This window comes from Acidobacteriota bacterium (genome assembly GCA_035471785.1).
GTDB lineage: Bacteria > Acidobacteriota > UBA6911 > RPQK01 > DATIPO01 > JANQFM01.
This window is the reverse complement of record DATIPQ010000005.1, coordinates 102,517-124,857: the sequence shown is the minus strand read 5'-3', so window position 1 is coordinate 124,857 and position 22,341 is coordinate 102,517. Positions and strand designations below refer to the sequence as shown.

The window sequence follows — 22,341 nt, the reverse complement described above, 5'->3', positions numbered from 1 at the left end:
CTGGGGTCCCGGAGGCTTTTGAGAGAGGCTTTCCTCAGCGGATGGAAAGATCGAATTCGAGGCGGGCGTAAACGTTGTTGGGGTCGTTGAAATGGCGCAGCCTCTCAATCGCCGAGTAGACGCGGCCCAGTTGAGATTCCAGGGGCCCCCGGGTGGCGATGTCTTCTTCCCGGTCGCTAAGCAGTTCCATCAAGGTTTCGGCGAAGTCTTTCTTCCTCTGGTAGAAGCGCAGGCGGTACTGGTCTCCCAGCTCCGCCCGCTGGGCGGCCGAGGCGAGCGCGTCCTGCAACGATCCCAGACTGTCGACCAGGCCCAGCTTTTGGGCCTCCCGGCCTGACCAGACCCGGCCCTGAGCGATCTCGTGAACCTGTTCCACCGTCATGTTACGGCCTTCGGCGACCTTGTTGAGGAACTTGTCGTAAACCTGATCGGTGAATCCTTGCAGTATTTCGCGTTCGGCTTCGCTGAGCGGTCGGAAAATGCTGCCCAAGTCGGCATGCTGGTTGGTCTTGGCGGTGTCGAAAGTAATGCCGAAATCGTTGAAAAGCCTCTGCACGTTGGGAATCATGCCGAAGACGCCGATGGAACCGGTGATGGTATTGGGCTGGGCCACGATCTCGTCGGCGTAAGCAGAAATCCAGTAGCCGCCTGAAGCCGCCACCGTACCCATGGAGACCACGAAGGGTTTGCCGGCCTCCTTGATGAGAAGGGTCTCGCGCTGAATGACCTCGGATGCCATGGCGCTGCCTCCCGGACTGTTGACGCGCAGGACGACGGCTTTGACGTCTTCATCCTCGCGTGCCTGCCGCAGCAGCTTGGCCAGGGAGTCGCCGCCCACTTGAGTCTTGCTGGCGCCGTCCACGATCTCGCCTTCAGCATAGACCACGGCGATGTAGTCATTGCCGCTTCCCCTCCGGGTCACCGCGGCCTCGGCATAATCGGAGATGCTGATGTGGGCGAAGCTGTCTTCGTCCGCCGTGTCGGTCAGGTCCTGCAGGTGCTTTCGGACGGCATCGAAATGGGTCACTTCATCGGCCAGGCCGCACTCCACGGCTTCCTGAGCCTTGAAGAGGGCTTTTCCGTCGGCCAGCGAGTTGAGGCGCTCTACCTCGATTCCGCGCGAGACGGCTACGCCCTCCAGAAAGGGATTGAAGAGGTCCGCCAGCAGCAATTCGGTCTGACGCCGGTTCTCGGGGCTCATCTTTTCCAGCATGTAGGGCTCGACGGCCGCCTTGTACTTGCCCACCCGCAGAATCTGCATTTCCACGCCGTACTTCTGCATGGCGCGGGCATAGAACATGCGTTCGGAGGCCAGCCCGTTCATTTCCAGCCCCCCCAGCGGGTGAATCTGGATGGAATTGGCAACCGAGGCTACATAGTAGTCGGCTTCGCTGTAGATGCGCCCGTAGGCCAGGACTTCCTTGCCGGATTCCTTGAAGCGCTCCAATCCCTCGCGCACCTCCTTGAGGGCGGCCCATCCCGAGAGCCAGCCCGGACTGGCTGCCGGTCCCCGAACCAGTACGGCCTTGATGCGGTCGTCGTCGGCCGCCGAATCCAAGGCGTCCAGAATGGTCTTCAGAGATACCGACTCAAGTGGCGACCCGCCCGTCAGCGCTTGGCGGAAAACCTGTTCCGGATCTTCCACGTAAGGCTTGTCCGAGATGGGTTTGGTCAAGTCCAGCACCAGGACCGCCTTGGAGGGCACGCTGGGCGCATCGCCCGACGAAGCGGCGGCAATGAGGATCATCAAGAGAAAAAATGCTCCGCCGGCAACGATCGCCAGCGCGGCCAAAGTAGCGAAGAAACTCTTCAAGAAGTCCTTCATGTCATTCTCCTAAGCGACGAGGGACATTATTTCCAAAGCGCTATTCTACTACGAAGCGGGGCGGCTTCTATTCGCCTTGAACGCTCCTGACGAGAGAACCGTTCCTATTTGCTCTCATGCTCTTCTTCGGCATTTTCCCCGATATTCTGCTTCAATCCGCCGAAATAGCGCAGCGTCAGGAAATCGAGAGCCGTCAGCAAGACGGCGATGGGATAGAGATGCCAGGCCACCGCAGCCCCGATGGCACCCGTGATCCAAATGCTGGCGGCGGTGGAAGTGCCGGCGACGCTGTTGTCGTTGCGCAGAATGGCACCGCCTCCGATGAAGCCGATGCCGGTCATCAAACCGGCCAAGATCTTGTCTTGGGCGTCGCCGCCCTGCAAGGCCACCTGTCCGATAATGACAAAGGCGCAACTGGCCACTGCCACCAGGGGAAAGGTGCGCAGGCCGACTCCGCGAGCCGATTCTTCGCGGTCCCAGCCGATCGGAAGAGCCAGAATGTAAGCAAGCCCGATCTGAATCACATGCTCCAAATCGGGCGCTACCAGGAACTTGGAAAAGTCCATAATCGTTTCGCCCGCAGACCAAGGTTAGGATCTGCCTATGCCCCTCATTCACCCTTGAACGGGAGGCTCCTTGATGGGGGGGCGGTCCCCGCCCGGAGGATGTCCGGGCGAGGGCGGCCCCGGGGGATTCTTTATCGGGGGCTTACGCGGAGGAGAGCCGGGAGGTTCCGGCGGCTCCTCGGGAGGCTCAGGCCGCGGGGGCCGCACGGGAGGCGGCCGCCGCCGGCCAGGTTGTTGTGCTCGTATGAATGTTGCCAAACGCCCTCCCAGGTCAGATGGGGGTGGAAGCGGTCATCCCAGCAGCCGCTGCAGTTCTTCGGCGTGGCGCGACTCGTCGGCGGCCAGGTCTTCCATTTTGAGTTGAAGTTCGATAAAGCCTAACTCCTCGGCCAACTTGGCCAGCCTTTTGTAGCCCTTGACGTCCTCCTGCTCCTGCTCGATGTCGAATTCGATCATGGCACGAGGATCAGTCTTGACTTCGGCGACGTCGACGTCAAGTCGAGGCTTGCTGCCCAGCATGACGATTTTGTTGGCCAAGTACTGGGCGTGGCCCCTTTCGTCGCTGACCTCCTCTTCATAGAGGCTGCGCAAAGGCGCCCATTCCACTCCCTTCAAAACGGATGCCTGCAGCATGTAGCGCAAGAAAGTCGTCACCTCGCGGTTGAGGGCTTCATTGAGGCCGTCGATCAGGGGTCGCAGGTTGGCCTGGGTGGCGGTTTGGGTTCTCTCTGGGGTCTTGGTCATAGTCGTCATAGCTGTTGATCTCCCTTTAAGATGTTTATTTTCCTTCAACCAAGAGAAATGCAAAGACGATGCCAAACAGCTCCCGTTAGGGCGATTAGCCGCGGGGGGCCCGTGAGGTGCGGCTCAGGGAGGGGAGATGGCGGCGGAGCTTCGAGCGGGACCCCGAACGGGGGCGAGATTCCCTAGCCAGGAATTCCACCATGACGAGCCGCTAGAGGCCGTATTTCTTGATCTTGCTGCGGACGGTCTTGACGTCGACCTGCAAGATGCGGGCGGTCTCGCTCTTGTTGCCGCCCGTCTTGGCCAAGGTCTTGCGCAGGACCTCCTTTTCTGCGTCGGCCAGCGTAGTTCCCACCGGAATGACCGCCGCATCTTCGCTCTCGTCCCGACCGGAGGAGAGCGCTCCGCGCAAGGCGGGCGGGAGTTGTGACGGCTGGATGAATCCGCGGCGGGTCATGACCACGGCTCTTTCGACGACGTTTTTCAGCTCCCTGACGTTGCCGGGCCAGTCATGATGCTTCAAGCGGCGCAAGGTGTCGCCGTCGAGTCCTTCGACCTGGAAGCCGTGTTTGCGGTTGAAGCCCTGGACGAAGAACTGAGCCAGCAGCGCGATATCGCCTTTGCGCCTGCGAAGCGGAGGGAGATGGACGTTGAAGACATTGATGCGGAAAAAGAGGTCTTCGCGCAGACGACCCTCTTTGAGCACTTTCTTGACGGGACGGTTGGTGGCGGCCAGGAGCCGCACGTCGAAGCTCTTCTCCTTCTTGCCCCCCAGCCTGCGGACGCGCCCTGTCTCCAGCACCCGCAGGAGCTTGGGCTGAAGGGATGTCGGCATCTCAGCAATCTCGTCGAGGAAGAGAATGCCTCCGTCAGCCATCTCGAAACAGCCGGCCCGGGATTCGTTGGCTCCCGTGAAGGCTCCTTTCACGTGACCGAAAATCTGACTCTCGATCAGATCCCGCGGGAAGGCTGCGCAATTGATGGTGATCAATGGCCCTTCGCTGCGGGCGCTCATCTTGTGAATGGTCTGAGCCACCAGTTCTTTTCCCGTCCCGCTCTCTCCCGTGATGAGCACCGAGGTGTCGTTGGCGGCCAGGACCTTGACCAAGTCGTAGACCTCGCGCATGGCCTTGCTGGCGCCCACGAAAGGTCCGAAGAGGGTCTGCGGTCCCAGTTTGGAAGCGAGACGAGCCACCGATTGGCGCAACTCGATTTCCTTGCCCACCCGCTCCAACTGATCGCGCAAGGGGTCCCAATCGACCGGAAGCACGACGTAGTCGGCGGCCCCGGCTTTGACGGTTTCCACGGCGTCATCGATATGGTCCTCCTCGGTCAGGACCACCACCGACCGGCGCTTCTGCAGCCCCGAGCCTGCCTCCTCGATCAATCTTCCAGGTGGCCAGCCCGAAAACTGGCGGCGAATCATCACGATGTCGGGTGAAAAAGCTTGCAGGGCCTTCTCCAAGGCTTGTGACGAATCGACTGCGCGCACGGAGTAGCCCCACATTCCGATCTTTTTCTCCAACTCGTGCGCCAACGAGTTTTCAGGCTCGGCGATCAAGACTCGAAGTTTGGCCATCGAGCGTACTATACCGGACTGAGCGCGTCTTGAATAAACAGCCTCCCGAGATGGCGGAGAGGCTAATCGGAAAGGGTGCGAGAGGCCTCCTGCAAGGATTCACGAAGCTGGCTCCAGGCTTGTTCGACTCCGGATCTCACAGCCTTGACCTCTTCGTCACTGACTTCTCTCAAGGACTCGACCATGTCGCGAACGGCTCGTTCTCGCCGTTCCAAGGAGTCGATCTGAGCTCGAACGCGCCGCTCGACTCCCTCCTCGCCTGCCTCCTTCTTCATGCGGGCGATGTCTTCCTCCCATTCATCCAGGCGGGCATTTTTCGCTCTGATGTATTCGCTGACTCGGTCCATGGTCCCTCCGTGGGCGCCTCCGCAACAGGATTCCCCGAGGCAGAGAGCAACCGTCGCTTTCTTCAAGAAAGCAAGGCACGTTCCACTCTTGCAAGGCAGGCCTGCCCCAGGCCGCCTTCAGATCAGAGAGGAACTAGGGAAACCTTCCCTAGAGAAATCCACCCCACCCTGGCGCCGGGACGGCGGAAAAATGGCGCCTAATAGCCTGCCAGACCTGGCACCGGTGTTGCGTAGAATGGCTCTGTGCGGCCGCTTCCGGGTTGAAAATAGAAAGGAACTTCCTTCATGCAAGAATGGATTCAGTCGATTCAATCGGTGGGCAACTTCCAACTCTTCACAGTCAGCGGCAACCAGATCACCGTGGGCGGACTGGCCGTCTTCCTGTTGACTCTGGTCTTGACCGTCTTCCTGGGCAGCTTCGTCAAGGGACTGATCCGAAGACGCTTCTCCAAGATCGACGAAGGACCCCGCTATACCCTGGCCCGTTTGTCCCAGTACGTGGTCTGGGTGGTGGGGTTGATGGTCGGACTTCAGGCCCTGGGAATCGAACTGACCGCCCTGATGGTGGTCGCCGGTACTCTCGGCATCGGCATCGGATTCGGCCTGCAGGACGTGGTGGCCGACTTTGTATCCGGCCTGGTGCTGCTGCTGGAGCGCCCTGTCAGAGTCAACGACTACATCACCACTGAGGACGACGTGCGCGGCCGCGTCGATTCCATCAACTTCCGCGTGACCCGCGTGCTCACCAACGACAACATCGCGGTCATCGTCCCCAATTCCGACTTGACCGACGACGCCGTCATCAACTGGTCGCACCGCGACGAACGGGTGCGCCTGCGCGTCCCGGTCGGCGTGGCTTACGGCAGCGATACGTCCCAGGTCAAGGACATCCTGCTGGAGGTGGCCGAGCAGAACGAGGAGGTGCTGGCGCAACCTCAACCGCAAGTGCGATTCGCCGAATTCGGCGATTCCTCGCTCAACTTTCAATTGCACGCCTGGACCGATCAGCCCAGCGGTCATTTCCGCATTACCAGCGACCTCAACTTCGCCATCGACGAGGCTTTCCGCCAAGCCGACATCGAGATTCCCTTTCCGCAGAGGGACCTGCATATCCGCACTTCGGACGGACTCAAGCCCCTGCGTGAAGTGATCGCCGATCAGCCCCAGCAGGCCTAGTCACCATCATCGTCGAAGAGCTTCTTTTGGTCCTTTGAGGGCGGTTTGGCGGGGGATTCCTCGTCGCCGTCCTGAGAAGCGTCCTCTTCTTCGGTGAGTTCGGCCAACTCCTCGGGATCGGCGCCCGTGCGGTTGCAGTAGATGCGCTCGGTGATGGCCTCGGCGCGCAGGGGAGCGTGCTTGGTGACGATGTTGCCGGCGGCTCCTCGGCCCTTGACCAGGTATTCTTCGAAATCTTCGTAGAGTTCGGTCTTGATGCGGGGCTTCTTCTTCAGCTTGATGAAGAGGTAGCGGCTCTCTTCGGCAGGCGCGAAGAAGAGCACCTGGGATTTCTTGCTCTTGCCCAGAGGGTAGACCCGGTCGCGGGTGACGCCTCCAGTGGTGAAGCGCTTCAGGTAGGTGTTGCCCGACTTGGGGTCGAAGTAGACCATGTTGAACACCTTGTCCTTGTCTTCAGGCGTGAAAACCTGTACGTGAAGGATGCTTTCGCCCACGTATTTCCTGGCCGCAACCTTGGAGATGATCAGCGAGCCGTCTTCGAGCACCGCCATCACGTCGTCGAGGTTGGCGCAGGGCCCCACCTCCTCCTGGCCTTTCATGTCGGTTCCGATGAATCCGCCCTTGCGGTCGACATAGAGTTTTTCCAACCGCTCTACGACTTCCACCGCCTGAACGGTCTCGAAACTCTCCAGCGCGGTCTTGCGCTCCCGTCCCTGACCGTATTTCTCCAGCAGGTGATCGAAGTAGTCGATCGTGTATTGGGTCACGTTGCGCAGGTGCTTCTTGACCTGCTCGAGTTCCTCGTCGATGGCCAGCAACTCTTCGCGGGCCTTTTCGGCGTCCCAGGCGCTGATACGCCGGATCTTGACCTCGGTAAGCATCTCCAGGTCATCGCGGGTGACTTGGCGCCGAAGCTTGTCCCTGTGGGGTTCCAGTCCCTTGTCGATCTCTTCCAGCACCGACTCCCAGGTCTTGCACTTTTCGATGCGCAGGTAGATGCGGTTTTCGACGAAGATCTGCACCAGGCTCTTGTGGTGCCATCGCACCTCCAGCCGTTCCCGCTGTACGTCCAGGTCGCGGCGCAGCAAGGCCCGCGTCCGCTCGGCGTTCTCGGTCAGCATCTCCGAAACCGTCATGGTGCGCGGCTTGCCTTCGAAAATGACGTTGCAGTAGGAGGTCAGCGCGGTTTCGCATTCGGTGAAGGCGTAGAGCGCGTCGATGGCCTTGTCCATGTCATATCCGCGCTGGAAAGTAACCACGATCTCGACATCAGCGGCGGTATTGTCATCCACCTTGGAGACTTTGATCTTGCCCTTGTCGTTGGCCGCCAGGATGGAGTCGATCAAAGCTTCGGTGGTGGTTCCGTAGGGGATCTCGCGGATGACGATGGCTTTTCCGGGGCCTTCCTCCATGCGGGCTCTGACCCGTACGCGGGAACCGGGAGCTCCGTCCTGGTAGGCCGACACGTCGGCCAGGCCGCCGGTGGGGAAGTCGGGAAAGACCTGGAAATCCTGGCCGCGCAGGCAGGCCTTCTGGGCTTCCAGCAGTTCGATGAAGTTGTGGGGCAGGATGCGGGTCGAGAGTCCTACGGCGATGCCTTCGGTCCCGCTGGCCAGAAGCAGCGGAAAGCGCACGGGAAGGCACACGGGCTCCTTGTTGCGTCCGTCATAAGAGCGCTGGTAGTCGGTGAGATGGGGCGCGAAGACCACTTCCTTGGCGAAGGGGGTCAGGCGGGCTTCGATGTAGCGGGCGGCGGCGGCGGGATCGTTGGTCACCGGATCGCCCCAGTTGCCTTGAGTGTCGATGAGCAATCCGCGCTGCCCCATTCCCACCAGGGCCGCGTAGATGGAAGCGTCGCCATGGGGGTGATACTTCATGCAGTGACCCACGATATTGGCCACCTTGTTGTAGCGTCCGTCTTCGTTCTCGAAGAGGGAATGGAGAATGCGCCGCTGAACCGGCTTGAGTCCGTCGGCCAGATCGGGAATGGCGCGGTCGGTGATGACGTAGGAGGCGTACTGCAGAAAGTAGCCCTCGTAGGTCTCGGGGACGCGCAAGTCCTCCCGCGGCTGGGGCAACTCGGGAACGGGCTGGGTCTGTTTTTTCTTGGCCATGGACGGGATCTCGGGGCCAGCCTCAGGAGCCCTCGGCTCCCACCAGGTCAACCGGCTCGGTCACCAGGTTTTCCATGATGAATTCCTTGCGCTGAGGCGTGTTCTTACCCATGTAATAGCGCAGATGCTCCTTGATGGAGGGCATGTCCTGGGGCAGCTTGACTCGGTCGAGGCGCAGTTCCTGACGGAGGAAGAGAGTGAATTCCTGGGGCGAAATCTCGCCCAATCCCTTGAAGCGGGTGATCTCGGGCTTGCCCCGCAGCTTGTCGAGGGCCTGCGACTTCTCTTCCTCGCTGTAACAGTAGATGGTCTCTTTCTTGTTGCGCACCCTGAAAAGGGGCGTCTGCAGCACGTAAACATGCCCCTTGCGCACCAACTCGGGGAAGAACTGCAGGAAGAAGGTGAGCAGCAGGAGGCGGATATGCATGCCGTCCACGTCGGCGTCAGTGGCGATGATGACGTAGTTGTAGCGCAGATCCTCCAGGTCGTCCTCGATGCCCAGGGCGTGCTGCAGCAGGTTCAGTTCTTCGTTTTGGTAAACCACCTTCTTCGACATCCCGAAGCAATTGAGGGGCTTGCCCTTAAGGGAGAAGACGGCTTGGAATTCCGGGTTGCGGGCCTTGTTGATGCTGCCCGAGGCGCTGTCGCCTTCGGTGATGAACAACTGGGAGAGTTCTCCCAGCTTGCTCTTGGGATCATTGAAGTGCTGCTTGCAGTCGCGCAGTTTCTTGTTGTGGACGTTGGCTTTCTTCTGGCGCTCCTTGGCCAGCTTCTTGATGCCCGCCAGGTCGCGGCGCTCTTTCTCGTTGCGCTGAATCTTGGCCCATAGCTTTTTGGCCGTCTCGGGCTGCTTGTGGAGTTGATTGACCAGGGTGCTGCGCACGAATTCCACCAGCCACGCCCGCACTGTGGGGCCCTCGGGAGTGACCGTGGTGCTGCCCAGCTTGGTCTTGGTCTGGGACTCGAAGACCGGCTCGTGGATGCGCACCAGGACCGCTCCGGCCACGCCTCCCCGTACGTCGGCGGCCTCCAGGTCTTTGTTGAAGAACTCCTTGACGGCCTTGAGGATGCCTTCGCGGAAGGCCGACTGATGGGTGCCGCCGTCGCTGGTGTACTGGCCGTTGACGAAAGACTGGTAGGACTCGCCGTAGTTCTCGGTGTGGGTCAGGGCGTACTCGATTTCCTCGTCCTTGACGTGGATGACGGGATAGAGAGCCCCCTCTTTGACCTCGTTCTGGAGCAGGTCGCGGAGCCCCTTGTCGCTGGAGATGACTTGGCCGTTGAAGTCGAGCTTGAGTCCCTGGTTGAGGTAGGCGTAGGTCCAGAGGCGCTCTTCAACCAGTTGGGGATCGAACTTGTATCCCTTGAAAACCGAGGCGTCGGGAACGAAGCGGATGCGCGTCCCCTGGCGCTCTTTGCTGGGCTCGGGACGGTACTCCTTGACCAGGTCGCCCCGGCGGAATTCGGCCCGCTTGAGCTTGCCGTCGCGGATCGATTCCACCAGGAAGGAAGCCGAAAGCGCGTTGACGGCCTTGGTGCCCACGCCGTTAAGCCCCACCGTGCGGTAGAAGGCGCCCTTGTCGTACTTGGCTCCGGTGTTGATCTTGGCCACGCATTCCACCACCTTGCCGTGGGGAATTCCCCGCCCGTAGTCGCGCACCGCGGCCCAGTCGTCCTCCACGTGGATCTCGATTCTCTTGCCCGCTCCCATGAGGAACTCGTCGACGCTGTTGTCGAGCACCTCTTTGAGCAGAACGTAGATTCCGTCGTCGAACTGGGTGCCGTCTCCCAGGCGTCCGATGTACATGCCCGGACGGGTGCGGATGTGCTCCTTCCAGTCCAGCGAGCGTATGTGTTCCTCGGTGTATTCAGCTACCGCGCTGAGATTGCTAGCCACCTCTCCATCATAACAAGCCCCGCTGTCGTGAGACTGAGGTTGCAGGCCCCGCCCTCGACCTGCTACCCATCTGGCATGCACCATGACCTGCATCGCTGGGACCTGACGCCCAAAGAAGCCGTGCAACTGCAGAGGGAACTGTGCCGCAGGGTGCGCACCGACTTGCAGGTGGGGAATCCGCGGCGGGTGGCGGGAGTGGACGTCAGCTATGACAAGGAGAGCGGCGAGTCCTTCGCCACGGTGGTCGTTCTGAGCTTTCCCCAATTACAGGTGGTGGAGGAGCAGATCTCGAGCCTGCCGACTCCCTTTCCCTACCTGCCGGGGCTGCTCAGCTTCCGCGAGATTCCCGCCATCCTGCCCGCCTTCGCGAAGCTGCAGGGCCGGCCCGATCTGGTCTTCGTGGACGGCCACGGCCAGGCCCATCCCCGCCGCATGGGCATCGCCACCCACCTGGGCCTGTGGTTGGAAATGCCCACCATCGGCATCGGCAAGTCCCGCCTCTGCGGAGAGCATTCCGTCCCCGCTGCTCAAAGGGGTTCCATCGCGCCTCTCCTCGACAAGGGCGAAGAGATCGCGCTGGTGCTGCGCAGCCGCGACAATGTCAAGCCCATCTACGTTTCCTCAGGATACGGCCTGCCGCTGGCTGAATGCCTGCGCTGGACCCTGCAATCGCTGACCCGCTACCGCCTGCCCGAACCTATCCGCCAGGCCGACCGCTACGCCGCCCTGGCCAAGAAAGCCGGGTTCAGCTAGCCGCTCAGCGGGAGCCGGGACGGGAGAGCAGAGATTGGACGGCATCGCCGGGCTCGGTGCCGAATCCCTCCAGGAGGAAGCGGATGTTGGCCCGCACGTCACGGCTCTCTTTGCGCCGGATCAGCCAGAGGGCGCAGCGGACGTGAAGCTTGCGGCCTTCCAGACGGCGCTGGGAGGCCAGCACCACTCCGTCCAGCGAGCGCAGCAACTCGCGCTGCTGTTGGCTGTTGAGGGTAGAGAGATCCTTGGCCACCTTCCAGGCGGCTCGCCCGGCGGCGCGCGTGCTGAACAGGATGAAGCGCTCCTTGCGCCGCTGCCCCAGGCGGTCCAGCAGTCCGATCCAGGGAGAGATCACCACGATGCGCCGCTGCACCTGTGCCACCATCTCCTGCAGGATGCGGCGCAGGCGCCGGTAGTCCTCTTCGATTTCCTTGAGGCGGGCCGGGGTGGGGGCCACCCGGTTGACGGCGATGCCCAGGTCGAGGTTGACGTGGGCGTTGAGAGCCAGCAGCAGATGTTGGAGAATGATGAAGCGCTTGCTTCGGGTCGCCTGGAAAGCCGACCGCCAGCAACGGGCCAATCCGTTCTCCTGGCGGTAAGACCCGAGGGCGTCCAGATAGCGGCAACTGAGAGCCTTGAGCAGAGCGGCCGTCCGCTCGGCGTCGACAAAATAGCCGCGCTCGATAGCGATCTCGACCTCGCGCACCAGCCGGTGGTTAAAAGCGGCGAAGTAACCGATGCGGTCATTTTTACGCAGCGCTTCCTGCACAACTTGGTCGAGCTTGCCCAAAATCTGCCCTGTGGCCCCGTCTTGCACCGTAGCTTTCCCCCTGGCGCTGCGGTCTTGTCATGACTGGAATCGTTTCATAGTTTAGAGACGCGAGCGACGCTCGACAAGGGGCCGATTGCACTTCAATCGATTTCCTGAAGCCGTTGGTTGATTACTGGAAAGTGTGATTTGATCCCTTGACTGGCCGATCGGGATTGGGCTATTCGGTGCTAAGGCCACCAGGTGGCCAACAAGTTTATACACGAATCAAGTTTCAGCGACCGCCCTGAAGGCCTGATGGCTCTCGGCGGTATGAGGCTGCTCGCTATAGTCTAGGAGGAAACGTGCGATACACCGTTGAAAAGCCCTTGCGGCTGTGCCTTTGGTCGGGTCCCCGAAACGTCTCGACCGCCCTCATGTACGCCTTCGCCCAACGCGACGATACCCGTGTCTTCGACGAACCCCTTTATGCCCACTACCTGGCAGTGACCGGCGTCGACCATCCCGGTCGCGAGGCTGTCCTGGCCGATCAGGACCGCGACGGCAACAAGGTCGTGCGCCAGGTGGTGATGGGACGCCACAACAAACCGGTGCTGTTCTTCAAGATGATGGCCCACCACCTGATTCAGCTTGACCGCACCTTCTTGGCCAGCACCGCCAATGTCTTCCTGATCCGCGATCCGCGCGAAATGCTCCCCTCGCTGGCCCAGCAGGTCGAGCATCCTAAACTGGGCGATACCGGATTAGCCATGCAGTCCAAACTGATCGGCCAGTTGCACCGGCTGGGCGAGGACCCGCCGGTATTGGACGCCAAAGAACTTCTCATCGATCCGCAAGGCGTGCTGCGCACGCTTTGCGAACGCCTGGAGATCGATTTTCAGCCCGCCATGCTGGAGTGGTCCAGCGGAGGACGTCCTGAAGACGGCATATGGGCTCCTCACTGGTACCACAACGTGCACCGTTCCGAGGGATTCAAGCCCTATCAGGGCAAAGACGACCCCTTTCCACGCGACCTGCTCTCCGTCCTGGAGGACTGCCGTCCTCATTACGATTACATGCGCCAGTGGATCATCCGCGCTCAGCGCTGAGGTTGACGGCAAGCTGCGGCCCGCCTCCGATGTTGAATCCAGACCTGTGTCCTGCGACAATGAGGCGGACTGGGCAGAGGTTTCGAAGGGGGCCGGGCGGAGGGCGATTCGGGCTCTGCCGGGCTGGAAGGCAACGCGGCAAGTCGGAATGAGGTTTTTCGTTGATCCTGACTCTCTTGGTGGCAAGCGCACTCCTAACGGCGGCTCAACCTTTCCAGCCGGAATCAGATCTGGCGTCCATTGAAGGGCGCGTTTCCTCACGCCAGGACGGAGCTTTTTTGCCCGGAGCGTCGGTAGAGATCTTGACCGTTCCGGGCGGCCAAGCGGCGGCCAGCGTGGTGAGCGACGATGAGGGACGTTATCGGGCCGGCGGACTGGCGGCGGGGCGCTACCAGGTCAGCGCTTCTTTCGACGGATTTCAAACCACGGAGAGCGAGGAATTCGACCTGCCCGCAGGAGGACTGCGCCAGGTCGACCTGGCCCTGCCCATCGAGTCGCTGCGGGAAAACGTCGAAGTCATCGGTGCGGCCCAAGACCGGCAAGGCGGCACTTCCACCCAATCGCTGCAAGGCGAGTTGGCCGATATCGCCCCCGTCAAGGGAGACGATTTCTCGGCCCTGCTGCCGCTGCTGCCGGGAGTGGTGCGCGGGGTAGACGGCCGCCTGGTGATGAACGGCGGCACCCCCACCCAAACCAGCTACGTCATCAACAACTCCACCAACATCACCGACCCCTCCTCGGGCAACCTGGGCTTCACGCTGCCCACCGACGCCGTGGAAAGCGTAGAGGTGCTTTCCAATCCCTACGCCGCCGAGTTGGGACGCTTCTCCTCCGGCATCACCAACATCCTCACCCGTCAAGGCAGCAACAGGTGGCGTTTTCTGGTCAACAATTTTCTTCCCCGCCCCAAGTTCCGCGACGGAACGCTGATGGGAATCGGAGGATTCACGCCCCGTTTTCTGGTGCGGGGTCCGCTGGTCAAAGACCGCCTTTTCCTGGCCCAGACTTTACAGTACCGCTACCTGATCACCGACGTCCCCTCGCTCCCCCCGCTGGAATCGGACACGCGCCTGGAAAGCTTTTCCAGCTTCACCCAACTGGACGCCAACCTCAACGAGAGCAACTACCTGTCGGCCTTTGTCTCCGTCTTTCCCCGCAAGCTCGACTTCGTCAATCTCGACACCTTCAATCCCCGGCCCGTGACCCCCAACCTGCACGAGAGGGGTTACCAGGTGGGACTCTCGGAGCGGTTCGTCATCAACCCCTCGGCGGTTCTGGAGTCGACGGTCAGCTTCAAGGACTACGACGTCGACATCTTCGGACAAGGCTTGGGAGAGATGTTCCTCAACGTGGAGGAGAACAGCGGCAACTTCTACAACATCCAGCGCCGCCGCACACGCAGCTGGCAGCTTGTGGAATCGCTCAGCCTGCAGAAGAGCGGGTGGTCGGGGGAGCACCTCTTCAAGTTCGGATTCGACTTGCTCACCGCCTCCTACGACGGGCTCTCCCAGAGCCGTCCGGTCAACGTGGTCCGCCAGGACGGGACCCTGAGCCGGCGCATCACCTATTCGCCGGCCGCTTCCCAGCGCGTCCGCAACACCGATTTCGCTTTCTTCGCCCAGGACCGCTGGCGTATCAACGACCGACTGCTGATGGAGTTCGGAGCCCGGGTCGACCGCGACGGCGTCTTCCAGCGAACCAACCTGGCGCCCCGCTTCGGATTCGCCATAGGCCTGCTGCCCGATGGCAAGGGCATTCTCAGGGGCGGCGCCGGACTCTTTTACGACCACGTGCCCCTGACGGTGGAAGCCTTTCCCGACTTCGAGCTGCGCAGCGTGGCGCGCTTCGCCGAAGACGGCCAAACGCCCTTGGGTCCGCCTACCACCTTTCGCCACGTACTGGCCGACGACTTGCGCACGCCCTACTCCTTTACCTGGAATATCGAATACGACCACCGCATCCGCCCCAACTTGCTCTTCAAGACCAATTTCCTGCGCCGCCAGGGGCACCACGAAATCCTGGTGGACCCGCTGGACGGCGCCGACCCCAGGCTGCGAGTGGACAGCCGCGGACGCTCGCGCTTTTGGGAGGTGGAATTGACGACGCGCTGGGACTATTCCGAGGACAGCTATCTGATCGCTTCTTACCTGCGCTCAAAGGGCGAGCGCGACCTCAATGATTTCGACCAGTTCTTCGGAAACTTCCGCGATCCCATCATCCGGCCCAACGAATACTCCCTGGGCAACAACGACGTCACCGACCGCTTCCTGCTGCAGGGGACCTGGATGCTGCCCGGCGACTGGATCTTCTCTCCGGTTGTGGAATGGCGCTCCGGCTTTCCCTTTTCGACCTTGGACGAGGACCGCAACTTCGTGGGCCCGCGCAACCGGGCCGGACGCTTCCCCAACCTGATCACGCTGGACGTCGATGTTCAGAGGTGGTTCACCATCAAGGGCATCCGGGCCCGCATCGGCATCCGCATCTTCAATTTCTTCAACACCTTCACGCCCCGCGACGTGCAGAACATCGTCGACTCGCCGCGCTTCGGCACCTTCTTCAACACCAACGAGCGGAGCTTCGGGGGCACCTTTCAGATCGAACCCTAGGGACCTTGGGTCAACAACCGACTCCCAATCACCAACTCACAAGTTGGGAGTGGCTCTTTGGGGTTTGGCGGTCGGGAAGCTTTTGGGAATGGCCGAAAAACAGCCCTGGGCCAGCATCCGTTCGGCCTCGTCGCGGGCCTGGGGGGTATCGATGTCGATCCACAGGTTGGACCCGATGTCCCAGGTTTCGACATGACTCTGGCGGGCCAGCGACAGGATGCCTCCGCTGAGGGAGGCGTCGCCCCGGTTGCGGCTGTCGCGCATGGCCCAGAAGACGGTGGGAGAGAGGCTGAACATGCCGGTGTCGACGGCATTATAGTCGTCGAGGTTCTTGCCCAGGTCCTGGATGCAGTTGTCCACGCAGTGGACCTTGGTGGCGTCCTGCAAATCGAAGACGTCGGAGAGCTTGGAATCGGTGGCCAGAATGCCCCCGTGCTCGGGTACTTCCCGCTCCAGCAGGGCCCGCAGAGTGGCGGGTTGAAAGAGGTGGTCGGACATGAGCAGCAGAAAGGAGGATTCCACCAAGTCCTCCACGGCCAGCAGCGAGACGCCGTTGGGGCGGTCGTAGAGAGGATTGTGCACCCATTCGATGGGAAGCCCGTGGTAGGACTCGAATTGCCGGCGGATCTCCAGGCCCCGGTACCCCACCACGATGAAAACCCGCTCCAGGCCGCATTCCTCCAGCCATCCGAGGATGTGACCCATCAACGGCTGATCGCCGACCTCGACTAACGGCTTGGGCAGATCGGCGGCGGAGGCCATGCGGCTTCCGTTGCCGGCAGCCAGGATGACGGCTTGCCTAACTTTCCCCTCGTGCATGCGCTCTACCTCGTGTGCGTGTCCGTCCGTCCCCAGCCGACAAATCGCGTTCCCTGCACAGCCCTTCCTTCGGCCACCGTGCGCGTACCGCCCGGCGGCGGTGTTGGGACGGCGTTTGAGTCGGGGAGTATAACAGCCTTATCCGTCGTAAGGAATACCTAACGTCTTTTTCAGCCCCCCTGCTGGCGCAAAAACTGAGGTTTCCCAGTGATTTGAGCCTTGGTGTAGAGGATGCGGTGGACCACTGTCCAATTGCCCAACACGGCCATCACCCAGAGCACCGGCTCCATGTGGTAGAAGGAGCCGATGATGAGCAGCACGATGCGCTCGGGCCGCTCCAGGAATCCTACCTTGCACTTGGGGATCAGGCATTCGGCCCGGGCCCGCGCGTACGAGATCAGCACCGACGCCATCATCACCACTCCGATCAACACCACGTAAGGCAGGCGGTCGGTTCGTCCGTAGTGCATGAGCAGTCCCAGCAAGATGATGAGGTCGGAGTAGCGGTCCATGATGGAATCGAAAAAGGCTCCGAATTCGGAGACGGAATTAGTGGCTCGAGCCACCATGCCGTCCACCATGTCGAAGAGCCCCGCCACGATGAGAATGAATCCCGCCAGAGTAAAGTCCCCATCCGAATAGGCGAAGGCGAAAGCCACCGCCAAACTGACCAGGAAGCCCAAAAAGGTCAGCCGGTTGGGAGTGATGCGCAGAAAGGCCAACAGCTTGACGATGGCCCGCAGGATCACTTGGGCGCCTTGTCCGATTTTCTCTGTGATCATGGTGAGGTAGGATACCACGGCCATTCAAGGCCGCCTATGCTGCAACTAGCAAGGGCCGCCAAGCAAGGCCGCGATCCTAGAACAACTCGAACTTGATGGTCAGAAAACGTTTGGGGTTCTGCCGGAAATCATAGAGCAGCTTGACCATTTCGCTGGAGAGTTCGTTGACGTTGCGATAAAGCTGTTCGTCCTTGGCCAGCCGCCCCAAGGTGCCGCGTCCTTGCTCCACGTCCTCCAGAATGGCGGAGAGGCGGTCGATGGAATCGCGCAGGTCGGTGTAAAGCTGCTCGTCCTTGGAGAGCTTGCCCAGGGTTCCCTCGCCGCGCTGCATGCGGGCGGTGATCTCTTCCACGTTGCCCAGCATGCGGTTGGCCTTGTCGTAGACCTCGCGCTCGTTGATCAGCCTGCCGATAGTGCCCTGGCCCTCCTGAACGGCCTTCAGGACCTTGCCCACGTCGTCGGTCATGGCCACCACCTTGTCGTGCAGTTCGCGGCTCTGGATCAGGGTAGGAATGGTGCCTTCCCCTTCGGTCACCTCGCGCAGCAAGCGGGCCGCTTCGTCGGCGGTCTGGCGGGCTGATTCGACGGCCGCGTTGAGGTTGTTGTAGAAGGAGGGGTCGTTGAAGAAGCGTCCCACCGAGCCCTCGCCTTCCTCGAACTGGTCGATCAGCCTCACCAGCTTGCCGGAGAGCAGTTCGAAGTTGGCCAGCACGTCGTTGGCTCCCGTGATGAGTTCCTGGAAGCCCGACTGGGTCTGACCGGTGATGACCACCACTTCGCGCTCTTCGGTGCCGAAAGCGCCGTCCACCAGTTCGGTGACGACGGGAGGCTGCTCATCGGTCCGTCCCAGGGAGATTTCGATGTACTTGTCGCCCAACAAGCCCACGTTGCCCAGCGAGATGCTGCTGTCGTTGCGGATCCAGTCGCGGTGCTGCTCGGTCAACTGCATGTAGACGGCGATATTCTGGATCTGTGCTCGCGCCTGCTCGATGTCTTCCCGCGCCGATTCCAGGTCGCTTTCCAGGTCGTCGCGGCGGTCCCGGGCGTCCTCCAGGCGCCTCAGGGCCTGGCGGGCGGCTTCCGAGTCGGCTCCCGCGTCGGCCACCGCAGCCTGATAGTCGGCCTCCAGCCGGGAGGCGTTCTGCTGGGCGGCCTGCACCTGGTTCTGCAGGGTGGCGGCCTGGCTGTTGAGGAGGTTGAGGCGGGCCAGGGTCTGCTGGTTGGTCTGGGTGTCGGGAATGACCCCGGCGGGCGACATTTCCACCCGCGTGATGTTGCCCACCTCCACTCCGCCCAGACGCACGATGTCGCCGGGCTTGAGCCCTGAGACGTTGTTCAGGTAGGTCTTGGCGATGAAGGTTTTCTCGAAAAGTCCCACCTGGGTGCCGATGGTGAAGATGGCCACCGCCAGGATGGCGCAGGCCACCACCACGAAGATGCCGACTCTCAGTTCCGAGAACGTGGGGCGCCGTTTTCCTTCCATGATTCCACTTCCCTTCGAGGCCCTCAGTCGAGGAACTCCTTGACGTATCCGTCGTCGAATTCGCGCAGCAGTTCGTCGGGCCCCTCGAAGAGGACCCGTCCTTCCTTAAGCATGACGAAGCGCGTGTTGATGAGGCAGAACTCCCCGTTTTCACGCCTGAAGCGGGTCTCGCCTTCCTCATCGACGGTGGCGATCTCGCTGGCCAGGATCATGGCCGTGGTCAGATCGTGAGTGACCAGGATGGAGGTCACCCCTTCCAGATCGCGCAGTTTCATAATCAGTTCCGAGATGGTCCGGCTGGTGATGGGGTCCAGTCCGGCCGTCGGTTCGTCGTAGAGCACGATGCGCGGTTTTCCGGCCAGCGCCCGGGCGATGCCCACCCTGCGGCGCATGCCGCCCGAGAGTTCCGAGGGCATCATGCCGACAGCGTGCTCCAGTCCTACGAATCCCAGCACCTGGTGGACGATGGACTCGACCTCCTGGTGGCTGTGACGACCCTCCTCGATAAGCCGGTAGCCCACGTTTTCGCCCACGGTCAGCGAATCGAAAAGAGCGCCTTCTTGAAAGACCATGCCGATCTGCCGCCGCAAGGGCATCAGATCTTCCTCTTCCACCTCGGTAATGTCTTCGCCGTCCACATAGACCCGTCCGCTGTCGGGCTTGACCAGGCCCAGAACCATCTTGAGGATGGTGGACTTGCCCGATCCGCCTCCGCCCAGGATGACTTTGGTCTCGGCGGGCTGCAGGGACATTGAAAAATCGTCCAGCACCCGCTCCCCGGCGAACGTCTTGGTCACATGTTCAAAACGGATCATGCTCAATATCTCAGGTCTTGCATCACTTTGGTCAAGAAGAAATCGGCCACGATCACCAAGATGGATGCCGTGACCACTGCTTTCGTCGTCGCTTCTCCGACCCCCCGCGTTCCTCCCTTGGTGCTGAGTCCGCGGTAGCAGCCCACCATGCCTACGATGAAGCCGAAGAAAATGGGCTTGACCAGCCCTTCCAGAGCATCGTTGTAGTCGATGGCCCGCAGTGCCGTGGTCCAGTAGAGGTTGGTGTTGAGATTGAGCTTGTAGAAAGACACGATCCATCCGCCCAGCAGTCCGAAGAGGTCGGCCAGAACGGTCAGCAGGGGCATGGTGGTGACGCAGGCGATGACGCGGGGCGTGACCAGCTTCTTGGAGGGATCGGTTCCCAGCGCCCGCATGGCGTCGACCTGCTCGGTGACTACCATCGAACCCAGTTGCGAAGCGATCCCGGAGCCCACCCGTCCGGCCAGCATCAGGGCCGAGAGCACGGGACCCAGTTCGCGGATGAGAGAAAGCGACACCAGTTGGCCGGTCAGGTTGACGGCCCCGAAGGCCTTCAACGAGTTGGCGCTCTGCAGGGCCAGCACGCCTCCGGTGAAGAATCCGGTCAGGATGATGATGCCCAGCGAACCCACCCCGATGGCGTCCATCTGAATGAGCGTGTCTTGAAAGTAGCGCGGACGACGGAAGATGTTGGTCACCGCGCGCACGCCCAGAAGGGTAAAGTCTTGAACTTCCTGCAGCGCTTTGTAGATAAAATCCATGTAACAACCGTTCCCGAGACCCGTGGGCGCTCAACCGTCCTCTAACAGATGTTTCGGGAGCGGCATCGTCGCATCGAATCGTGAGGCGGGCGGATGCCGTCACAGGCAGGCGGCGCCAGCCGGAGCGTCCCTATTGTGCGACGGGCGCAGCTTACCTCAACGAGTTTAACAGATGCCCGAGAGGTGACAGGATCATGGTCCTGAACCCTTTTGCAGTGGCGGAGCCAAAGACGGTATTCTGAAGGCTGGAAAGAGCCATGATTCGCGAGATCATCAAGTATGGGCGTCCCGAACTCGTCACCAGGTCGGAGAGGGTGGAAGAGTTCGACGACGATTTGCGCAAACTGGCCTCGGACATGCTGGAAACGATGTACGACGCCGAGGGCGTGGGACTGGCGGCCCCCCAGTTGGGCATCAACAAACGGCTCATCGTAGTCGACGTGACATCGGGTCGGCAAGCGGGCAACCAGGTTGTGCTGGTCAATCCCGAGATCACCTCTTCTGAAGGCTCTCAGGTGGGTGAAGAAGGCTGTTTGAGCATTCCCGGGTTTACGGCCAACGTTGAACGTCCCATGCGCGTCACAATCCAGGGCCACGATTTGCAGGGCGAGCCGCTGGAGATGGAAGCCGAGGAGTTTCTGGCCCGCGCCCTCTGCCACGAAATCGACCACCTGGAGGGAATCCTCTACCTGGACCGGATTTCGCCCCTCAAGCGCCAGATGATCAAGCGCAAGATCAGCAAGATGATGAAGGCCGGCGAGTGGTAAGGCGGCCTGCCTCAAGGCGGAAGCGGGATCGGATCCCCATGAAGGAACCCTGGTATCGGAAAGGCTTGTGCTTCGAGTGCACGCGCTGCGGCCACTGCTGCGGGGGCGAGCCGGGCGTGGTCATCGTCAGCCACCCGGAAGCTGCAGCTCTGGCCCGGCGGCTCGAGATGGACGAAGCCGGCTTCCGCCGCCGCTACCTCCGCCGCCTGCCCAACGGCGCCTACAGCTTGAAGGAAAAGGAAAACTACGACTGCGTCTTCTACCGGCGGGGACTCGGCTGCACGGTTTATTCAGACCGTCCCCGTCAATGCCGTACTTGGCCCTTTTGGGGCAAGATCGTGAAGTCGCGGCGTGACTGGGAGGCGACGGCGCGCAAGTGCCCGGGCATGAACCGGGGACGCCGTCACTCGGCCGCCGAGGTCGAATCCAGGGCGCTGCAGGACGGTACCTTGGGGGCTATGGATTGAGCATTCGAACGGTTTTCTTGGGAACGCCCGATTTCGCCGTCCCTTCCCTGCGGACGCTGTTGAACCTGAAGGAGGTGGAAGTGTCGGGGGTGCTGACTCAGCCCGACCGTCCGGCGGGGCGGGGGCGCAAGCTGACCCCTCCTCCCGTCAAGGTGAAGGCTTTGGATGCGGGAGTGCCCGTGTACCAGACCCGTTCGCTGCGCAAAGATCCTCAGGCCCTGCAATGGCTTAAAGAGCGTCATCCGGACATCCTGGTCGTGGCGGCTTTCGGCCAGATCCTGCCGCCCCGGTACTTCGAACTGCCTCCTCACGGCACCCTCAACGTTCACGCCTCGCTGCTGCCCAAGTACCGGGGCGCTTCTCCCATCGCCAAGGCCATCATGGAGGGGGAGGAAGAAACCGGCATCACCATCATGCTCATCGAGGAGGGGCTGGACACGGGACCCATGCTGAGCCGTCGCCGGGTGCCCATCCCCGTCAATATCACGCGCGGCGAACTGGAGCCCATCCTGGCCGAGGAGGGGGCGCAACTGCTGGCGGAGACCCTGCCGCGCTGGGTGGGGGGAGAGATCGAGGCTCAACCCCAGGACGACGCCCAGGCCAGCCTGGCTCCCATGATGAAGAAGTCCGACGGCGCGGTGGACTGGAGATGGAGCGCCCGCCGCGTCCACGACCACATCCGCGCCCTCAATCCCTGGCCCGGCGCCTATACCAGCCTGCGCGGAGAGGACCTCAAGCTGTGGGCCAGCCGGCTGCGGGGCGCGGCCGCGGCAAAGGGGCAGGAGGATGCGCTGCCGGGACAGATCACCAACGTGGCCTCGCCGGGGCTGAGCGTCCGCTGCGGAGACGGGCAGGACCTGCTGCTGACCCTGGTTCAGCCTCCCAACCGCAAGCGCCTGGCGGCTTACGATTTCGCCAACGGATACGCCTTGCGTCCAGGGCAGGTCCTGGGAGAGCCGGCCCCAGCTTCAAACAGGTGATCC

Annotated in this window: 20 protein-coding genes; 7 read left to right on the top strand and 13 right to left on the bottom strand. The window is 61.6% G+C overall.

What is annotated here, in order from left to right; genetic code table 11:
- Positions 1-34: 34 nt before the first annotated feature.
- The 5 genes from sppA to VLU25_00845 all read right to left on the bottom strand — a co-directional run bounded on the left by sppA (position 35) and on the right by VLU25_00845 (position 5,061).
- The gene (gene sppA / locus VLU25_00865) at positions 35-1,825 is read right to left on the bottom strand and encodes a signal peptide peptidase SppA (GenBank protein HSR66466.1); all 1,791 of its coding nucleotides are present in this window, start codon (positions 1,823-1,825) and stop codon (positions 35-37) included.
- Positions 1,826-1,929: 104 nt separating this feature from the next.
- Positions 1,930-2,391 (bottom strand): MgtC/SapB family protein, encoded by a 462-nt coding sequence (locus VLU25_00860; GenBank protein HSR66465.1) that lies wholly within the window; start codon positions 2,389-2,391, stop codon positions 1,930-1,932.
- Positions 2,392-2,682: 291 nt separating this feature from the next.
- The gene (locus tag VLU25_00855) at positions 2,683-3,135 is read right to left on the bottom strand and encodes a ferritin-like domain-containing protein (GenBank protein HSR66464.1); all 453 of its coding nucleotides are present in this window, start codon (positions 3,133-3,135) and stop codon (positions 2,683-2,685) included.
- 211 nt (positions 3,136-3,346) lie between these two features.
- On the bottom strand, positions 3,347-4,714 hold the full coding sequence (locus VLU25_00850; protein HSR66463.1) for a sigma-54 dependent transcriptional regulator: 1,368 nt from the start codon (positions 4,712-4,714) through the stop codon (positions 3,347-3,349).
- Positions 4,715-4,776: 62 nt separating this feature from the next.
- The gene (locus VLU25_00845; protein ID HSR66462.1) at positions 4,777-5,061 is read right to left on the bottom strand and encodes a hypothetical protein; all 285 of its coding nucleotides are present in this window, start codon (positions 5,059-5,061) and stop codon (positions 4,777-4,779) included.
- Positions 5,062-5,346: 285 nt separating this feature from the next.
- Here VLU25_00845 and VLU25_00840 point away from each other — a divergent pair, with 285 nt between their 5' ends.
- Positions 5,347-6,237, top strand: coding sequence for a mechanosensitive ion channel domain-containing protein (locus VLU25_00840; GenBank protein HSR66461.1), 891 nt, complete (start codon positions 5,347-5,349; stop codon positions 6,235-6,237).
- Here the strand turns inward: VLU25_00840 and VLU25_00835 are convergent.
- Both VLU25_00835 and VLU25_00830 read right to left on the bottom strand, forming a co-directional pair.
- Complete coding sequence (locus VLU25_00835) at positions 6,234-8,351, bottom strand: DNA gyrase/topoisomerase IV subunit A (protein HSR66460.1); 2,118 nt, start codon at positions 8,349-8,351, stop codon at positions 6,234-6,236. The two genes, VLU25_00840 and VLU25_00835, sit on opposite strands and share 4 nt — an antisense overlap.
- Positions 8,352-8,373: 22 nt before the next feature.
- Positions 8,374-10,248 (bottom strand): DNA topoisomerase IV subunit B, encoded by a 1,875-nt coding sequence (locus tag VLU25_00830; protein HSR66459.1) that lies wholly within the window; start codon positions 10,246-10,248, stop codon positions 8,374-8,376.
- A 27-nt stretch (positions 10,249-10,275) separates the two neighbouring features.
- On the opposite strand from VLU25_00830, the gene nfi reads away from it, so the two are divergent.
- Positions 10,276-11,001, top strand: coding sequence for a deoxyribonuclease V (gene nfi / locus VLU25_00825; protein ID HSR66458.1), 726 nt, complete (start codon positions 10,276-10,278; stop codon positions 10,999-11,001).
- Between the two features lie 4 nt (positions 11,002-11,005).
- Here nfi and VLU25_00820 read toward each other — a convergent pair whose 3' ends face one another.
- Positions 11,006-11,818 (bottom strand): DUF5995 family protein, encoded by an 813-nt coding sequence (locus VLU25_00820; protein HSR66457.1) that lies wholly within the window; start codon positions 11,816-11,818, stop codon positions 11,006-11,008.
- A gap of 296 nt (positions 11,819-12,114) precedes the next feature.
- On the opposite strand from VLU25_00820, the gene VLU25_00815 reads away from it, so the two are divergent.
- Positions 12,115-12,858 (top strand): sulfotransferase family protein, encoded by a 744-nt coding sequence (locus tag VLU25_00815; GenBank protein ID HSR66456.1) that lies wholly within the window; start codon positions 12,115-12,117, stop codon positions 12,856-12,858.
- 161 nt (positions 12,859-13,019) lie between these two features.
- Positions 13,020-15,464 carry a TonB-dependent receptor gene (locus VLU25_00810; protein HSR66455.1) on the top strand — a complete coding sequence of 815 codons (2,445 nt, stop codon included), beginning with the start codon at positions 13,020-13,022 and terminating at the stop codon, positions 15,462-15,464.
- Between the two features lie 36 nt (positions 15,465-15,500).
- Here the strand turns inward: VLU25_00810 and VLU25_00805 are convergent, their stop codons facing one another.
- From VLU25_00805 to VLU25_00785, 5 genes are all read right to left on the bottom strand, one after another.
- Positions 15,501-16,283, bottom strand: coding sequence for an NTP transferase domain-containing protein (locus tag VLU25_00805; GenBank protein ID HSR66454.1), 783 nt, complete (start codon positions 16,281-16,283; stop codon positions 15,501-15,503).
- Positions 16,284-16,453: 170 nt separating this feature from the next.
- Positions 16,454-17,089 carry a CDP-alcohol phosphatidyltransferase family protein gene (locus VLU25_00800; protein ID HSR66453.1) on the bottom strand — a complete coding sequence of 212 codons (636 nt, stop codon included), beginning with the start codon at positions 17,087-17,089 and terminating at the stop codon, positions 16,454-16,456.
- Positions 17,090-17,141: 52 nt separating this feature from the next.
- Positions 17,142-18,548 (bottom strand): MlaD family protein, encoded by a 1,407-nt coding sequence (locus VLU25_00795; GenBank protein ID HSR66452.1) that lies wholly within the window; start codon positions 18,546-18,548, stop codon positions 17,142-17,144.
- Positions 18,549-18,571: 23 nt separating this feature from the next.
- Entirely contained in the window at positions 18,572-19,363 is a 792-nt protein-coding gene (locus VLU25_00790; GenBank protein ID HSR66451.1) for an ATP-binding cassette domain-containing protein, read from the bottom strand.
- Between the two features lie 2 nt (positions 19,364-19,365).
- Positions 19,366-20,124: an ABC transporter permease gene (locus VLU25_00785; protein ID HSR66450.1), complete on the bottom strand. Its 759-nt coding sequence runs from the start codon at positions 20,122-20,124 to the stop codon at positions 19,366-19,368.
- Between the two features lie 257 nt (positions 20,125-20,381).
- Here VLU25_00785 and def point away from each other — a divergent pair, with 257 nt between their 5' ends.
- From def to fmt, 3 genes are read left to right on the top strand one after another with little or no spacing between them, the layout of a single operon-like run.
- Positions 20,382-20,891 (top strand): peptide deformylase, encoded by a 510-nt coding sequence (def, locus tag VLU25_00780; GenBank protein ID HSR66449.1) that lies wholly within the window; start codon positions 20,382-20,384, stop codon positions 20,889-20,891.
- Between the two features lie 38 nt (positions 20,892-20,929).
- Positions 20,930-21,358, top strand: coding sequence for a YkgJ family cysteine cluster protein (locus tag VLU25_00775; GenBank protein ID HSR66448.1), 429 nt, complete (start codon positions 20,930-20,932; stop codon positions 21,356-21,358).
- Complete coding sequence (gene fmt / locus VLU25_00770) at positions 21,355-22,338, top strand: methionyl-tRNA formyltransferase (protein ID HSR66447.1); 984 nt, start codon at positions 21,355-21,357, stop codon at positions 22,336-22,338. Before VLU25_00775 ends, fmt begins: the two co-directional genes overlap by 4 nt.
- Positions 22,339-22,341 lie beyond the last annotated feature (3 nt).

Excerpts from the sequence above, each read along its gene's own strand:
- VLU25_00845 (HSR66462.1), bottom strand. The coding sequence starts at position 5,061 with ATGGACCGAGTCAGCGAATACATCAGAGCGAAAAATGCCCGCCTGGAT.
- VLU25_00800 (HSR66453.1), bottom strand. The coding sequence starts at position 17,089 with ATGGCCGTGGTATCCTACCTCACCATGATCACAGAGAAAATCGGACAA.
- VLU25_00840 (HSR66461.1), top strand. The coding sequence starts at position 5,347 with ATGCAAGAATGGATTCAGTCGATTCAATCGGTGGGCAACTTCCAACTC.
- VLU25_00785 (HSR66450.1), bottom strand. The coding sequence starts at position 20,124 with ATGGATTTTATCTACAAAGCGCTGCAGGAAGTTCAAGACTTTACCCTT.
- VLU25_00835 (HSR66460.1), bottom strand. The coding sequence starts at position 8,351 with ATGGCCAAGAAAAAACAGACCCAGCCCGTTCCCGAGTTGCCCCAGCCG.
- VLU25_00855 (HSR66464.1), bottom strand. The coding sequence starts at position 3,135 with ATGACCAAGACCCCAGAGAGAACCCAAACCGCCACCCAGGCCAACCTG.
- VLU25_00805 (HSR66454.1), bottom strand. The coding sequence starts at position 16,283 with ATGCACGAGGGGAAAGTTAGGCAAGCCGTCATCCTGGCTGCCGGCAAC.
- def (HSR66449.1), top strand. The coding sequence starts at position 20,382 with ATGATTCGCGAGATCATCAAGTATGGGCGTCCCGAACTCGTCACCAGG.
- VLU25_00860 (HSR66465.1), bottom strand. The coding sequence starts at position 2,391 with ATGGACTTTTCCAAGTTCCTGGTAGCGCCCGATTTGGAGCATGTGATT.
- sppA (HSR66466.1), bottom strand. The coding sequence starts at position 1,825 with ATGAAGGACTTCTTGAAGAGTTTCTTCGCTACTTTGGCCGCGCTGGCG.
- VLU25_00790 (HSR66451.1), bottom strand. The coding sequence starts at position 19,363 with ATGATCCGTTTTGAACATGTGACCAAGACGTTCGCCGGGGAGCGGGTG.
- VLU25_00775 (HSR66448.1), top strand. The coding sequence starts at position 20,930 with ATGAAGGAACCCTGGTATCGGAAAGGCTTGTGCTTCGAGTGCACGCGC.
- VLU25_00850 (HSR66463.1), bottom strand. The coding sequence starts at position 4,714 with ATGGCCAAACTTCGAGTCTTGATCGCCGAGCCTGAAAACTCGTTGGCG.
- VLU25_00795 (HSR66452.1), bottom strand. The coding sequence starts at position 18,548 with ATGGAAGGAAAACGGCGCCCCACGTTCTCGGAACTGAGAGTCGGCATC.